The 15,888-nt window shown below is 66.2% G+C and carries 11 protein-coding genes; 1 reads left to right on the top strand and 10 read right to left on the bottom strand.

What is annotated here, in order from left to right:
• Positions 1 to 28: 28 nt before the first annotated feature.
• The 9 genes from FRZ61_RS19180 to FRZ61_RS19140 all read right to left on the bottom strand — a co-directional run bounded on the left by FRZ61_RS19180 (position 29) and on the right by FRZ61_RS19140 (position 11,926).
• Positions 29 to 940 carry an alpha/beta hydrolase fold domain-containing protein gene (locus FRZ61_RS19180; protein ID WP_191909106.1) on the bottom strand — a complete coding sequence of 304 codons (912 nt, stop codon included), beginning with the start codon at positions 938 to 940 and terminating at the stop codon, positions 29 to 31.
• A gap of 64 nt (positions 941 to 1,004) precedes the next feature.
• Positions 1,005 to 2,663 (bottom strand): ABC transporter ATP-binding protein, encoded by a 1,659-nt coding sequence (locus FRZ61_RS19175; protein WP_151119238.1) that lies wholly within the window; start codon positions 2,661 to 2,663, stop codon positions 1,005 to 1,007.
• Between the two features lie 4 nt (positions 2,664 to 2,667).
• Positions 2,668 to 3,546 (bottom strand): ABC transporter permease, encoded by an 879-nt coding sequence (locus FRZ61_RS19170; RefSeq protein WP_191909105.1) that lies wholly within the window; start codon positions 3,544 to 3,546, stop codon positions 2,668 to 2,670.
• 17 nt (positions 3,547 to 3,563) lie between these two features.
• Positions 3,564 to 4,547, bottom strand: a complete 984-nt coding sequence (locus tag FRZ61_RS19165; RefSeq protein WP_225308899.1) for an ABC transporter permease — start codon at positions 4,545 to 4,547, stop codon at positions 3,564 to 3,566.
• Between the two features lie 123 nt (positions 4,548 to 4,670).
• Positions 4,671 to 6,251: an ABC transporter substrate-binding protein gene (locus FRZ61_RS19160; RefSeq protein WP_151119236.1), complete on the bottom strand. Its 1,581-nt coding sequence runs from the start codon at positions 6,249 to 6,251 to the stop codon at positions 4,671 to 4,673.
• A 644-nt stretch (positions 6,252 to 6,895) separates the two neighbouring features.
• Entirely contained in the window at positions 6,896 to 8,506 is a 1,611-nt protein-coding gene (locus tag FRZ61_RS19155) for an ABC transporter ATP-binding protein (protein WP_151119235.1), read from the bottom strand.
• A gap of 3 nt (positions 8,507 to 8,509) precedes the next feature.
• Positions 8,510 to 9,343 carry an ABC transporter permease gene (locus FRZ61_RS19150; RefSeq protein WP_151119234.1) on the bottom strand — a complete coding sequence of 278 codons (834 nt, stop codon included), beginning with the start codon at positions 9,341 to 9,343 and terminating at the stop codon, positions 8,510 to 8,512.
• Between the two features lie 11 nt (positions 9,344 to 9,354).
• Positions 9,355 to 10,257, bottom strand: coding sequence for an ABC transporter permease (locus FRZ61_RS19145; RefSeq protein WP_407657841.1), 903 nt, complete (start codon positions 10,255 to 10,257; stop codon positions 9,355 to 9,357).
• An 88-nt stretch (positions 10,258 to 10,345) separates the two neighbouring features.
• The gene (locus tag FRZ61_RS19140; RefSeq protein WP_191909104.1) at positions 10,346 to 11,926 is read right to left on the bottom strand and encodes an ABC transporter substrate-binding protein; all 1,581 of its coding nucleotides are present in this window, start codon (positions 11,924 to 11,926) and stop codon (positions 10,346 to 10,348) included.
• 778 nt (positions 11,927 to 12,704) lie between these two features.
• Here FRZ61_RS19140 and FRZ61_RS19135 point away from each other — a divergent pair.
• The gene (locus tag FRZ61_RS19135; protein ID WP_151119231.1) at positions 12,705 to 13,619 is read left to right on the top strand and encodes a LysR substrate-binding domain-containing protein; all 915 of its coding nucleotides are present in this window, start codon (positions 12,705 to 12,707) and stop codon (positions 13,617 to 13,619) included.
• 89 nt (positions 13,620 to 13,708) lie between these two features.
• Here the strand turns inward: FRZ61_RS19135 and FRZ61_RS19130 are convergent, their stop codons facing one another.
• On the bottom strand, positions 13,709 to 15,712 hold the full coding sequence (locus FRZ61_RS19130; protein ID WP_225308898.1) for a CocE/NonD family hydrolase: 2,004 nt from the start codon (positions 15,710 to 15,712) through the stop codon (positions 13,709 to 13,711).
• Positions 15,713 to 15,888 lie beyond the last annotated feature (176 nt).

The raw sequence follows: 15,888 nt of genomic DNA, 5'->3' as shown, positions 1-15,888 counted from the left end.
CGGGCGCGGGCCACTTGCGCCAGGGGCTTCAGAACAGCCAGTCGCGCAAGGCCGCGGCCCCCTCTTCAATCGCCTGCATCGCCTTGGGAATCATGCGATTGTAATGAAGGTAGCCGTGGAGGACGCCGTCATGGCGGGTGAGGCGGCATGGCACGCCGGCGCGGCCGAGAAGCTCGGCGAGCGTCAGGCTGTCGTCGCGCAGCGTGTCGAACTCGAGCGCCAGGATATAGGCCGGGGGCAGGCCGGCGAGATCGGCGGCGAGACAGTCGAGGCGGCGGTCCTCATGGTCGCGCGGGCCTCGGACGTAGGAATCGCGATAGAAGGCGAGATCCGAGGGTTTCACCCCGTCGAGGTCGTTGGCGCAGAGCCGCATCGACATCGAATCGGCCAGGCCGTAGCTGCCGTAATAGAGCAGCAGGGCCTTGATCGCCGGCGGCTTTCCCTGAAGGCCGACCGCGGTGCCGAGCGACAGATGGGCGCCCGCCGAATCGCCACCCAGCGCCAGCCGCACCGCGTCGACACCCACACCGCGGCCTTCCTTCGTCAGCCAATCCAGCGTGGCCGCGATCTCGTCGAGCTGGGTCGGGAACTTGTGCTCGGGCGCCAGGCGGTAATCGATCCCCAGCACCGCGGCACCGGATTTCGCGGCGAGCAGCCGCATGATCCGGTCATGCGTGTCGAGATTGCCCAGCACATAGCCGCCGCCATGAAGAAAGACGAGCGCCGGCAGCAGCTTGTCGCGGGCGGGGCGCAGCAGTCGCAGCGGGATCGAGCCGTAAGGGCCGGGAATGGCGAAGTCCTTCACCTCCGCCAGCGCCGGGCCTTCGCGGTTCCAGAAGCGGCGCTCGCGCTCATAGGCCTCGCGCATGGTGGCGAGGTCGCGCCAATCGAGAACCTGGCTCCCATAGAGCCGCTGGCTTTCGACCAGCGCAGCCTTCATCTCGGGGTCCAGGCGGTGCCGGATGTCCATCACGCTCGCAAGCTTACGAAATTCGGCCCGATCATCAGGCGACGGGCGCCATCTTGGCCGATGCGGCAGCGGCGCGTCGAGCCAGAAGCCCGTCGAGCCATTTCGGGTCCATCTCCGGCACCGAGGAGAGCAGCAGCTCGGTATAGGGATGGTGCGGGGGCCGCAGCACCTGCTCCTTCGGTCCCTGCTGCACCACCCGGCCCTGGTGCATCACCACGACCCAGTCGGCGATCGCCTTCACGGTCGCCAGATCGTGGGTGATGTAGAGATAGGAGACATCGAGCTCCTTCTGCAGGCGCAGGAGCAGCTTGAGGATGCCCTCGGCGACGATCTGGTCGAGCGCCGAGGTGACCTCGTCGCAGATGATGAGGTCCGGCTCGACCGCGAGCGCGCGGGCGATGCAGACGCGCTGCTTCTGGCCGCCCGAGAGCTCGCTCGGCAGGCGGTCGAGGAAGCGCCGGTCGAGCTCGATCATCTCCAGGAGATCGACGACCCGCTTGTCGCGCGCCGCGCCGCGCAGGCCCAGATGATGGGTCAGCGGCCGGCCGATGATGTCGCGCACCCGCCGGCGCGGGTTCAGGGCCGTATCGGGCATCTGGTAGATCATGGTCAGCCGGCGCAGGAGCTCCTTCGGCCGGCTCTTGAGAGCCGGCGGCAGCGGCTGGCCATTGAACGTCACCGTTCCCTTCAGGGGCGGCAGCAGGCCGGTGATGACGCGCGCCAGGGTCGATTTGCCGGAACCGGATTCGCCGACCACCGCGACCGTGCGGCCGCGCGGGATCTCGACCGACACGTCGTGCAGCACCTTGATCGCGTTGCCGTAGCCGGCATCCACGTTCTTGATCTGGAGGATCTTGTCGCCGCCGGGATCCTCCTTCTTGTGCAGCGAGCGCACCGCCCAGAGCGACTTGGTATAGGCCTGCTGCGGGTTCGACAGCATCTGCGCGGTCGGCGCCTCCTCGACCAGCTCGCCATAGCGCAGCACCATGATCCGGTCGGCCATCTGCGCGACCACGGCGAGATCGTGGGAGATATAGATCGCGGCGGTGTGGAGCTGGCGGACCACATCCTTGATGGCGGCCAGCACCTCGATCTGGGTGGTGACGTCGAGCGCCGTGGTCGGCTCGTCGAACACGATCAGATCCGGATGGCAGGACATGGCCATGGCCGTCATGGCGCGCTGCAGCTGGCCGCCCGAGACCTGGTGAGGATAGCGGGCGCCGATATGCTCGGGATCGGGCAGGCGTAAGCGGCGGAACAGGTCGACCGCCTGTTTCTTGGCCTCGCCTTCGCCCATGACGCCGTGGCTGACGGGGATCTCCGCATATTGCTCGATCAGCCGGTGGGCGGGGTTGAAGGAAGCGGCCGCCGACTGCGCGACATAGGAGAGGCGCGGCCCCCACAGCTTGCGCTTCGCCTCCTCGCTCGCCTTCGCCAGGTCGGTGCCGTCGAACATGACGGTGCCGGCGGAGATCCGGCAGCCGGGCTTGGTGTAGCCCATGGCCGCGAGGCCGATGGTGGATTTGCCGGCGCCGGATTCGCCGATCAGCCCCAGCACCTCGCCGCGGCGCAGCGTCAGGTTCACGCCCTTGACGATCTCGTGCCAGACATCGTCGCTCTGGCCCTCGACGCGCAGACCCCGGACCTCGAGCAGGATGTCGCCGGCGCTGCCGGTTCGCGGTTTCGGTGTCATCGGGTCAGTCCTTCAATCCGCTGGTCTTGTGCAGGAACCAGTCGACGACGAAATTGACCGCCACGGTCAGGAGCGCGATGGCGCCCGCCGGCAGCAGCGGCGTGATGTCCCCGTAATTGATGAGGGTCGCGTTCTCGCGCACCATCGAGCCCCAGTCCGCGGTCGGCGGCTGGATGCCGAGGCCGAGGAAGGAGAGGGCGCTGATCGTCAGGAAGACGAAGCAGAAGCGCAGCCCGAACTCGGCGACCAGGGGCGGCAGGATGTTGGGCAGGATCTCGCGCGACATGATCCAGCCGATCTTCTCGCCCTGCAGCTTCGCCGCCTCGACGAAATCCAGCACCACGACGTTCATCGCCACGGCGCGGGTCAGGCGGAAGACGCGGGTGGAATCCAGCACGGCGATGATGAGGATGAGGTTCACGATCGAGGCGCCGACGATCGACAGCAGCACCAGCGCGAAGATGAGCTGCGGGATCGCCATCAGGATGTCGACGGCCCGCCCGAAGAGCTGATCCACCCATCCGCCGACCACGGTCGCCATCAGCCCCATGGCGCCGCCGATCAGGAAGGCGAGGAGCGTGGTGATGAAGGCGATGCCGATGGTGTTGCGCGCGCCGAAGATGAGCCGCGAGAGCATGTCGCGGCCCAGCTGATCGGTGCCGAAGAGGAACTGGTCGCCCCAGGGTTCGTACTGGGCGCCCACCAGCTCGTTTTCGGGGAAGGGCGCGATCCAATGGGCGAAGAGCGCCAGGATCAGGTAGATCGCGATCACGATCATGCCGAACCAGGCGGAGAGCGGCGCCTTCTTCAGCTCGCGCCAGGCCGTCTGCCACCAGCGGCGCTGCGGGGGGATGCGTTCGCCGGGGACGGTCTGCGTGGTCATGGGTTCGCCTCCCGCCGTCATCGCGGATGCAGCAGGCGCGGGTTGGTGACGATCGAGATCACGTCCGCGAGCAGGTTGAGCAGGATGTAGGTGGTGGCGAAGATGAGGGCGCAGGCCTGGACCACCGGCATGTCGCGCTTCGAGACCGCATCGACCATGAGCTGGCCGATGCCGGGATAGACGAACACCACCTCGACCACCACCACGCCGACGACGAGATAGGCGAGGTTGACCGCGATCACGGTCGCGATCGGGGCCCAGGCATTGGGCAGCGCATGGTGATAGATGATCTTGGACGGCGACAGGCCCTTGAGCCGGGCCATCTCGATATAGGGGCTCGCCAGCAGGTTGATGATGGCGGCGCGCGTCATCCGCATCATGTGCGCGACGATCACCAGCACCAGCGTCATGGCGGGGAGCGCGCAGCGCGAGACGCGCTCCCAGAACGGCGTGTCCGCGTCGACCGAGGCCAGCGCGTAGAAGATCGGGAGACGCACCGCCAGGAACAGCATCAGGATGTAGGCGACGAAGAACTCGGGCGAGGATATCGAGGTGAGGGTCACCAGGTTGACGAGGCGGTCGTACCAGCTGTTGCGGTAGAGCGCCGCCAGCATGCCGAGGACGAGCGCCAGCGGCACGGCGATGAGCGCCGTCATGCCGGCGAGGAAGAGGGTGTTCTCGAGCCGCGGCCGGATCATCGAGACCACGGTGCGGGTATAGCCCACGCGGTTCGAGTAGGAGCTGCCGAAATCGCCCTGCAGCACGCCGCCGATCCATTCGAAATAGCGCTGGACCGGGGGCTGGTCGAGGCCGACCTCCTTCTGGAAGGCGGCGACGGTCTCGGGCGTCGCCGACTGGCCGAGGATGGCCTTGGCGAAATCGCCGGGCAGCATGGTCACGGCCGAGAAGATGATGACCGAGACGACCAGCAACGTGACGAGGCCCAGCCCCAGCCGCTGCAGGATGGTCCGGATGATGGGATTCAGCGCCCTGGCAGCCACGGCGGAGCCCTCATGCTGGTTTGCTCTCGACCCGCCGCCGCCCACGCTTGCGGCCGGCGACCCCGGACGAGGGCGGGCCGCCGCGCTCCCGCAAGCGCGACGGCCATCCCTCCGTTTCCTACCTTACGCGAACCACCAGCGCTCGGGCAGCTTCATGCCGTCCTCGTCCCAGTTGGACGCGACGGGACCATGATCGAGCTTGTTCGAGTGGGCGCTGACGAAGTTGTTGAAGCAGAGCACGATCAGGCCGCCATCGTCATGCAGCAGCTGCTGCATCTCGGCATACATGCTCGCGCGCTTCTTGGTGTCCGTCTCCGAACGGGCCGCGACCAGCAGCTCGTTGAAGCGGGGGTTCTTCCAATGGGTGTCGTTCCAGGCCGCATCCGCCGCATAGGCGGTCGTGAACATCCAGTCGCAGGTCGGCCGCCCGTTCCAGTAGGACGCGGACCAGCCCTTCTTCATCCAGACATTGTCCCAATAGCCGTCGTTCGGCTCGCGGACCACGTTGATGTCGATTCCGGCCTTGGCCGCATGCTCCTTGTAGAGCACGGCCACGTCGACCGCCCCGGCGAAGGCCGCGTCGGCCGCCGAGAGATCGACCTTGAGGCTGTCGAGCCCGGCCGCCTTGAGGTGGAACTTCGCCTTGTCGGGGTCGTAGGTGTATTTCGGCTGCGGCTCGATGGCGTACTGGATCACCGGCGAGATGGGGTTGTCGTTGGCGACGGTGCCGTGGCCGAGGAACACCTTCTTCAGGATGTCCTCGCGGTCGAGCGCGTATTTCAGCGCGGTGCGGACATGGACATTGTCGAACGGCGGCACGTCGGTGAGCATCGGCAGCACGTAATGGGCGTAGCCGGTCACCTCGAGGATCTTGATGTCCTTGTTGCGCTGCAGGAGTCCCAGGGTCTTGAGGTCGCAGCGGTCGATGAAATGCACCTCGCCCGTGGTGAGCGCGTTGGTGCGCGCCGTCACGTCGGCGATGGTCCTGATCTCGCAATCGTCGATCCAGACCTCGCGGTAGAAGTTCGGATTCCGCTTCATCTTGACGCTCACGCCCGGATCGAACTTCTCCAGGATGAAGGCGCCGGAGCGGATGCCCGACTGCCAATCCACGTCGTTGTCCTTCACCGGCATGATCGGCAGGTGGTAGTCGCTGGTGAGGAAGGGGAAGTCGGCGCTGCCGGCCGCCAGCGTGAAGATCACCGTGTCCTTGCCGTCGGCCTTGATGTCGGTGATCGGATCGAGGATCGACTTCACCGCCGATTTGGAGCCTTCGCCCATGTGGTGGCGGAAGGAAGCGACCACGTCGTCGGCGGTGACATCCTTGCCGTTATGGAAGGTGACGCCCTTGCGCAGCTTGAAGGCCCAGACGGTGGCGCCCTTCGAGGGCTCCATGGTCTCGGCCAGGTCGCCCTCGATCTCGCCCTTGGCGTTGATCAGGGTGAGCGCGCTGCCGATCGCGCCGCCGAGCGTGCCGGTGAACTGGTCGGGATAGGTCGCCGGATCGAGCGAGTCCGTGGTGGCGCCATGGCCCAGCGCCATCTTCAGCGAGCCGCCCTTCTTGGGCGCGGCCCCCGCGATCTTGCTGGCCAGCGTGGTGGCGAGCGCCGTCGTGACGCCCAAGGCCGCGGCGCGGCCGATGAATTCGCGCCGGCTCACCTTGCCCGCCGCCAGTCGCGATTTCCAATATTCGAGTTCACTCATTTGTCTGAAGCCTCCCTCGCTTCGGTGGGGTTTGATGAAGCGCCGCATTCCCACTGGCGGCTTATGATTTGACGCGGACTATGGCATGGCCCCTCTCGCAGCCATAGCGCCAATGGGGTTATTTGACCGTCGAGACAGGCAGCGCCGGTCTCGATGGCGAACGCAACGCGGCGCATCGTGTTCGGTGGAAATGATTCGGCGCGCCTCGCGCGCCGGCCGGATCGGAAAACGGGATGACGTTCCGTCCATGAAAGCGGACGGACATGCGTGGGAACCGGCGACCACGATCTCGACCCGCGGCCGGTGCGAAGTTCGGCTCGCGCAGGGTCGACGCTGCGGCCGGCGCCGGAGCGGCGCCAATGCCGATGCAACTGACCGATGGCGGGGTTCTGAAGCCAACCCGTCGGCTCCGCTTGAGTTTCTAATATTTACGGTATGTCAAGGTTGCATGACGGGTATGTCTCAGTAAACTCTCAAAAATATCAATCGTTGATTGATATTTTTTTATGACTGAGGTCATGGCACCGGTCCCCTCGGCAGTTCGGCCAGGACCCAGAGGCGGCCGGTTTCGCGGCAGCCCGTGACGTGACGAGGTTCGGCAGAGCCGTCCTCGCGCGCCATGCCGGGAGTCGGAAAGGATCGCGCTAGCTCGCCTTGCGCGTCCGCTTGGACAGGATCTCCTCCAGCCACTCGGTGCGCATCTCCGGCACGGAAGAGAGCAGGCGCTCCGTGTAGGGATGGAAGGGCGGCGAGAAGATCCGCGCCGTCGGCCCCTGATCGACGATCTCGCCGCGCAGCATCACGGCGGTGCGATGCGCGATGCGGCGCACGATGCCGAGATCGTGGGTGATGAAGAGGTAGGCGACGCCGAGCTCGTCCTGCAGCTTCTTCAGCAGCTTCAGGATGTCCTCGGCCACCAGCTGGTCGAGCGCCGAGGTCGGCTCGTCGCAGATGATGAGGTCGGGCTCGGCGGCGAGCGCGCGGGCGATGCAGACGCGCTGCTTCTGTCCGCCGGAGAGCGCGGTGGTCAGCCGCTTGGCGTAGTCTTCCGGCAGGCCCACCTGCTTCAGCAGCGCCGCCACCCGCTGCTTCACCTCGGCGGGGGAATGACTGAAGTAGAAGCGGATCGGTCGGCCGATCACCTCGCCGACGGTCTGGCGCGGATTGAGGGCGATGTCCGGCTGCTGATAGATGAACTGGATGCGCCGGAGCTGGTCCTTGTCGCGCTGCTTGAGGGCCGGCGGCAGCTCCTTGCCGCCGAAGCGCACCGTTCCCGACCGGCGCGGCAGCAGCCCCACGATCAGGCGCGCCAGCGAGCTCTTGCCGGAACCGGATTCGCCCACCACCGCCACCGTCTCGCCCTTCGCCACCGAGATCGAGACGTTCTTGACGGCAATGAAATGCTCGTACTGGCCGATCACGTCACGGACATCGAGCAGCGGCTCGCCATGCGCGGTGGTGTCGATCGAGAGCTTGTCGGCCGCCTTGCGCTCCGACACCAGGGCGCGGGCATAGTCGGTCTTGGGCGCCAGCAGGATCTGCTTGGTGTCGCCGAACTCCACCATCTTGCCGTGGCGCAGCACCATGATCCGATCCGCCACCTGCGCCACGACCGCGAGATCGTGTGTGATGTAGAGGGCGGCGGTGTTGTAGGTGTGGATCAGCTTCTTGATCAGCGCCAGCACCTCGATCTGGGTCGTGACGTCGAGCGCTGTCGTGGGCTCGTCGAAGACCAGGATGTCCGGCCGGCACGACATCGCCATCGCGGTCATGGCGCGCTGGAGCTGGCCGCCCGAGGCCTGGTGCGGGTACCGGAAGCCGAATTTCTCGGGATCGGGCAGGTCGAGCGCCTTGAAGAGCTCGAGCGCCCAGGCCCGCGCCTCGGCCTTCTTCATCAGGCCGTGCTTGATCGGCATCTCGCAGACCTGATCGATGATCCGGTAGGCCGGATTGAAGGAGGCGGCTGCGCTCTGCGCGATATAGGCGATGCGCTTGCCGCGCAGGTCGCGACGCCCGTCTGCCGAAAGGTCCCGGACGCTCTCGCCGTCGATCTCGACCTTGCCGCCGGTGATCCGGCAGCCGGCGCGGGCATAGACCATCGAGCCCAGCCCGATGGTGGATTTGCCGGCGCCGCTTTCGCCGATCAGCCCGACCACCTCGCCGCGCTTGAGCTCGAGCGAGATATTGTCGACCAGGACCGCGCCATGGATCGATTCGATGCGCAGGTCGGTGAGTTTAAGGACGGCGTCGGCCATGGTTCACATCTCCGCCGAAGCGCCGGAAGGCCGGGCGTTGATCGAGAGGATCCAGTCGACGATCAGGTTGACGCCGATCGTCATCAGCGCGATGGCGAGCGCCGGCCAGATCGGCGCCGGCATGCCGAAGCCGATGGCGCGCGAATTGTCGCGCACCATCCCGCCCCAGTCGGCGAGCGGCGGCTGGATGCCGAGGCCGAGGAAGCTCAAGCCCGCGACGAAGAGGAAGTTGAAGCAGAAGCGCAGGCCGAACTCCGAGATCATCGGCGGCAGGATGTTGGGCAGGATCTCGCGCCGGATGATCCAGGGCAGCCCTTCGCCGCGCAGCCGCGCCGCCTCGACATATTCGAGCACGACGACATTCATCGCCACCGAGCGCGCCAGGCGGAACACGCGGGTCGAATCGAGCACGGCGATCGTCAGCACGAGGGTGAAGAGCGAGGAGCCGAACATCGACAGGATCATCAGCGCGAAGACCAGGAGCGGGATCGAGAGCATGACGTCGACGACGCGCGACATCAGCTGGTCGACCGCCCGGCTGCTCACCGCGGCCAGGAGCCCGGCCGTGGTACCGAGCAGGAAGGAGAGGATGGTGGTGATCAGCGCCACGCCGATGGTGGTGCGCGCCCCGTAGATCACGCGGGTCAGCAGGTCGCGGCCGATATTGTCGGTGCCGAGCCAGAAGTCGGCGGAAGCTGGGCTCCAGGTGGAGGAGACGGAATCGGCCTCGTCGTAGGGTGCGATCCAGGGTGCGAAGATCGCGGCCAGGACGAAGATGCCGACGATGACGATTCCGATCCAGGCCGTGACGGTCGGTTTGTGTCCGAAGATCTTCATGACTGCCGCCCCTATCGTGCCTTGCGCAATCTCGGATTGACCAATATGGCCAGCACATCCGCGATCGTGTTGAGGATGACGAAGGCGCCCGCGAAGACCAGGCCGCAGGCCTGGACCACGGGCAGGTCGCGCTTGGTGACGCCATCCACCATGAACTGCCCGACCCCGGGATAGACGAACACGGTCTCGATGACGACCACGCCCACGATCAGGTAGGCGAGGTTGAGCGCGATCACGGTGATGATCGGCGCCGCGGCGTTGGGAAGCGCGTGGACGAAGACCACGCGCGAGCGCTTCAGCCCCTTGAGGAAGGCCATCTCGATATAGGGCTGCGACATGATCGAGAGCACCGAGGAGCGGGTCATGCGCAGCATATGCGCGGTCACCAGCATGGTGAGGGTCACGGCCGGCAACGCCACGACATAGAGCTTGTGGCCCAGCGTCATGTCGGGGAACACCGTCGAGAGGACGGGGAAGAGGTGCCAGCGGACCGCGAAGAAGAGGATCAGCACATAGGCGATGAAGAACTCGGGGAAGGAGATCGCAGCCAACGACACGATGTTGGCGGCGCGGTCGATCCACTTGCCTTCGTTGATGGCGGCCACGATCCCCATGCCGACCGCCAGCGGCACCGCGATGAGCGCGGCGTAGCCGGCAAGGAACATGGTGTTGTCGAACTTCGGCGTGATCGTGGCGACGATGTCGCGCTTGTTGGTGAGGGCCACCCCCAGGTCGCCCTGGAGCGCGTTGAACAGCCACTCGAAGTAGCGGATATAGGCCGGCCGGTCGAGCCCGAGCTCGTGCCGGAAGACCGCCAGCGTTTCGGGCGTGGCGCCCTGGCCCAGCACCGCGCTGGCGACGTCGCCGGGCAGGATCTCGGTCGCGACGAAGATCAGGGCGCTGACCGCGAGCAAGGTAAGCACCCCGAGGATGACTCGATGAACGATCAATCGGAACATGGAGCCGTCCCCGGGGTTGTTGTCGCTTTAGTCTATGGCTGGATCAGGCGAACCAGCCCTTTTCCGCGACGCGGTTGTCGTTCAGGTCGTAGCGGGCATGCGGCTCGTTGCCCCGGACCTTGGCCGAGTAACCGTCGAGATAGTCGGTGATGGCGAAGCAGATGAAGCCGCCATCGTCGGCGATCATCTCCTGCGCCTTCCAGTACATCTCCTTGCGCTTCGCCTGGTCGGTCTCGACGCGGGCGTCCTTGATGAGCTTCTGGAACTCCGGCACCTTCCAGTTGGTGTCGTTCCAGTCGGAGGCCTCGCCGAAGACCTGGGTGAAGGCCTGGTCGGCCGACATGCGGCGGCCCCAATACACGGCGCAGAAGGGCACCTTCAGCCAGACATTGTCCCAGTAGCCGTCGGCCGAGACCTTCTTCACGTCGAGATTGATGCCGGCCTTCTTCAGCGCCTGCTGATAGAGCGAGGCGCAGTCGACCGCCGAGCCCCAGGCGCCTTCCGAGGTCTGCAGTTCCAGAGGCGAGCTGATTCCCGCCTTCTTGAAGTGGAACGCCGCCTTGTCCGGGTCGTACTTCATCTGCGGCATCGCGGTATTGTAGAAGGGATTGAGCGCGTCGAGATTGTGATCGTTGCCCGGGACGGCATAGCCGTTATAGACGGACTCGATGATCTTCTCGCGGTCGATGCCGTATTTCAGCGCCGTGCGCAGATCCTTGTTGTCGTAGGGCTTGTCGGTGACGCGGGTCACGAAGCAGAAGCGATTGCCCGTGCCCTTGGTGCGGACCACCTTCAGGTTCGAATCCTGCATCAGCAGGTTGACGGTGCGGGCGTCGAGGCGGTTGACGGCATCGACTTCGCCCGACTGCAACGCCGCGGTGCGGGCCGCCACGTCCTGGATGTTGCGCAGCTCGACCGTGTCGAAATTGCCGCGGCCGGGCTTCCAGTAGTCGCCCCGGTTCTTGAAGACGAGACGCACGCCCGGCTCGAAGCTCTCGAGCGTGTAGGCGCCGGTGCCGATCGGCTTCGACCAGTCGGTGAAGTCCTTCGGCACCACGACGAGGTGATAATCGCCGAGGATGACCGGGAAGTCGGCGTTGCCGGAGCTGAGGGTGATGCCGACCTGGGTCGGCGACAGGGCCTTGATCTCCTTGATCTGCTCGAGGATGCCCTTCGCCGGCGACTTGGTCTCGCCGCGATGGAGTTGGATCGAGTAGATGCAGTCGTCGGCATCGAGCGTCTTGCCGTTGGAGAACTTGATGCCTTTTCGGACATTGAAGACCCATTCGGCGGCGCCCGGCTTCACGTCCCAGCTTTCGAACAGCTCGCCGGTCGGATTGCCGGCGGTGTCGAACTCGACCAGGCAGTTCATGATCGCGAGCGAGGCCGCGATCATGACCGAATCCGCGTAGGTGCGCGGATCGAGCGAATCGCTGGGCGAGCCGCCTTCCATGCCGAGGCGCAGCGTGCCGCCCTTCTTCGGTTCGTCGGCCCAGCCGGCCTTGACCATGATGCCGCTGGCCAGCGTCGTCGAGATGCCGAGCGCCGCGGCGCCCCGCAGGAATTCACGCCGGGTGGCCCTGCCCGTCAGGGCAGCCTGTTGGAGCCTGTCCCATTCATTCATTGTTCTAATCTCCCATTCGACGTTTCGGCCAAACCGAAGGGGCACCATGTCCCTCCTGCGGCCAATCCTTGGCGATCCGGCATCCGCCCGCGACCCGCGGGAAGGGAGTGCCGCTTTTGACGGATGACCGTTCTCGATCCGGGCGACCTTGGGTCCCATGCCGGTTCCATCGTCGGGGCGACGGCGGGCCATGGAGAGGGACGCGGGCGAACCGATACGGCGCGCGTCGCCGAACCGTCTCCTCGAAACGACCGGCGTCCGTCACGTCGTCCTAATCGAGCTAGGTTGCGGAGCCCGCGACCAGGCCTGCGACCGCCGCGCTGCGACCGAGGGACCTGCGCCGGCCGAATCTGCCGCCGGATCCTCGTCGTTTCCGATGATCGGATGATGTCATTGTCGAAGCCTCCCGAGCTTCTCGTGGGGTTTCGTAACGATGCCGCACGCCCACCGGCGGCTTATTGTTTGTCGCAAACTATGGCACGGGTATTCCCGTTGCCCCAACGCGAATTGGCCGTTCGAGCCCGGGGAACCCCCGGTACCGGTTCAGCGGCCATCAATCTTTTATCTCCCGGCCGTCGTCATGACAGCCGCAAGCACAAAGCGAGACGCCATCCTCCGGGTTTAGACGCCCGGCGGGACCGGCATCCTCGGCCTCAAGCACCCCCGGATCGACCCGGCCGTGCCCTCAGGGCGTGAAATTTGTCCCCATCGCAACCTTGCATGGGGCCTATTGAGCGGTAAACTCAAAAAAATATCAATGTTTGATTGACCTGGATTTATGGCTATCGACAGCTCTCCCTTGCCGCCCCCCAACAGCCTCGTGGCCTTCGAGGCGGCGGCGCGGCATCAGTCGATCACGCTGGCCGCGGCCGAGCTGAACGTCACGGGCGCCGCCATCAGCCGGCAGGTGCGCAAGCTCGAGGAACATCTTGGCTGCGCGCTGTTCGAGCGGTTTCATCGGCGCGTGCGGCTGACGCCGCAGGGCGTGATGCTGCACCGGGCGCTGTTCGACGGGCTGAGCCAGATCGGCCAGGCCTGCCGCGAGCTGGCGGTGGGATCCGATCCGCGCCAGGTGACGGTGGGCTCGACGATCGCCTTCGCCTCGCTCTGGCTGATGCCGCGCATCCCCAGCTTCAATGTCGCCAATCCCGATATCGCCTTGCGCTACATCGTGGCCGACACGCTGGTGGATCGCCTCGAGGACGATCTCGATCTCGTGGTGCTGTACGGTCCCGGCGACTGGCCCGGCTATGCCTCGACCCTGCTCTTCGGCGACGACATCATCCCGGTCTGCAGCCCTGCCTATCGGGCCGAGCGGCCGCAGATGAAGGTGCCGGCCGATCTCCTGAACGAGCGGCTGGTCCATGTCGAAAGCGAGAACCGGACCTGGGAGACCTGGCCGATCTGGTTCGCCAAGATGGGCATCACCGAGCCGCCGCGGGGCCGTGCCGAGACCTTCAACAACTATATGATGGGATTGCAGGCCGCGATCGAGAGTCACGGCATCATGCTGGGCTGGCGCAACCTGATCGCCGATCATCTGATACGGGGAAACCTGGTGCCGGCCGTGCCTGGCAGCGTTCCCGCCGCCGGCGGCTATTACCAGCTCCTGCCCATGAGCCGCCCGGCCTCGCCCGCGACCATCCTGCTCAGCCAGTGGATCGAAGCCCAGGCGCGGGCCATCAAACGGTGACGGGGCCCGCGTTTCTCTCGTGAGACCTCGTGCGTGGCATCCCTCCCCCTACTCCTCCCGCAAGGGAAGGGGGCGAGGTTATCGAGTGCTCACATCATGTCGCGCGGGTGCTCGCTCTTCCATTCGCGCTTCAGCACCTGCTTGTCGCCTTCATAGGCTTCGAGGCGGCCCTCGAGATAGAAGCGGGTGCGGTCGGCGCGGAGCTTGCAATAGGTCTCGGTGCGCACCGACCAGCCGGGCCGCGAGCAGGTCATGGTCCAATGGGTCTCGCCCACGGCCTTGAGCGGGTCGTCGGGATGGATCCGCCAGGTCTCGCGGCCGACACCGCCGCTGACGAACCCATGGGTGCTGTTCCGGGTCTCGCCGAAATCGTCCTCGATCACGAGCTTCCATTCGCCCGAGCCCAGGTCCTGCTCGAGCCGCCGGACGTTGGAACCCGGCCGGACGGTTTCGAGCTTGAGGGGCGGCGCTGCGTCCGGGGCCTCGAAGCGCGGCGCGGTCTCGGCCCGCTTCGGGCGCTCGGGCAGGATCGCGCGGCTTTTTCCGGCATGGAGCGTCAGGCGCACCGGCTCGGGCGAGGGCCAGATCATCGGCCAGTAGGCGGTCGAGACCGCGATCCGCAGGCGATTGCCGGCGCGGAAGGCGTGGGCGCAATCGTCGAGCGTGACCTTGACCTTGATCCGCTTGCCCACCGGCACCGGGCTCGGATGCTCATGGCTGTCGCGATGGGCGAGATTGAGCAGCCCATAGCTGACCCGCACCGACTGCCCGTCGGGCCAGACATCGCAGAGCCGGACGCAGACGAAGCCCTGCGGCTTGTCGATGGAGAGCTCGAGCTCGATCTCGGGCGTGCCGAAGATCTCGAGCGGGGCCGCCAGCGGCGCGCCGTCGAAGCAGAGCGAGCCCGCATCGTCGACCCGCTGGTCGCCGGGCGATTCCGGCCCCAGCCAGATCGCGCAATATTCGCCGCCGACCGACCCGGTTGTCTGCGGCGAGGCGAGCTCGAGGGCCGTGTCGGGGCCAGCTTGCGGTGCCAGCCCGTTCGCATTCATCGCCAGGGTCAGCGGTCTGACGTTCGGCGAGGGCCAGGAGGGCTCAGCGATCCAGCGGCCGGGGCGCTCCTTGTAGAAGGTGCTGGCCGGCACGCTGTCCTGCATATAGGCGCGGACGTCCGGCTCCTGCATCACGCCGGTGTCGATGCCCTTGAGCCAATGGTCCCACCAGCGCAGGCATTCCTGGAGGAAGCCGATGCGCGGCTCCGGCACCGCGAAATGCGGATATTTGTGGAGCCAGGGCCCGATGATGGTCTTGCAGGGTGCCTTCAGGTTCGCCTGCAGCAGCAGCGGCGCGTTGCGATAGGCATCGCCCCAGCCGCCCACCGCCAGCACGGCGGCCTCGACCGCGCCCCAATCCTCGCAGATCGAGCCATGCTTCCAATAGGCGTCGCGGCGCTGATGCTCGAGCCAGTTCTTCACCAGCAGCGGCTCGTTCTCGAGCCGGTTCATCCAGAGCTCGCGCCAGCGCTCGCCCACCAGCGCCGGATCGGGCGGTCGCGAGGAATAGGCGAACATGGTCGAGGACCAGCCGAGGTTCTCGTTGAGCTGGCAGCCGCCCTTGTAATGGATGTCGTCGGCATAGCGGTCGGCGGTCGAGCAGATCGAGACCACGGCCTTCAAGGGCGCCGGCCGGCGCGCCGCGACCTGGAGCCCGTTGAAGCCGCCCCAGGAGATGCCGATCATCCCGGCCTTGCCGTTCGACCAGGGCTGGCGCGCGATCCAGTCGAGGATCTCGATCGCGTCGTCCTGCTCCTGCTTCAGATATTCGTCCCACATGAGGCCGTCGGATTCGCCGTTGCCGCGCATATCGACGCGCAGGCAGGCATAGCCGTGGGCCGCGAAATAGGGATGGGTGAGCTGGTCGCGCACGGCGGTGCCGTCGCGCTTGCGGTAGGGCAGGTATTCGAGGATCGCCGGCACCTTCTGCGTCTCCGCGCCCTCGGGCAGCCAGATGCGCGCGGCCAGCCTGCAGCCATCGCTCATCTCGATCCAGGCGTTCTCGATCTCGCGCACGGCGTTGTGGAAGCGTTCTGCCATCATGTCCTCGAAAATTGGGCGTCAGATGCCGCCGCGGGCGGCGCGGCGGCTCGACGCGCGCACCCGCAGAACGGCCTCGGCCGGGCGGCGGGCGGGATCGCGCGCTGTTGAAGGGAGTGGGGAACTCATGACGGGCGAGAGGTTAGCGCTTTAGGGATATGTCGTCATGCCATCGT

Source organism: Hypericibacter adhaerens (assembly GCF_008728835.1).
GTDB lineage: Bacteria > Pseudomonadota > Alphaproteobacteria > Dongiales > Dongiaceae > Hypericibacter > Hypericibacter adhaerens.
Note: the sequence above shows the minus strand (reverse complement) of the source record. Positions and strands in the feature narration are given on the sequence as shown.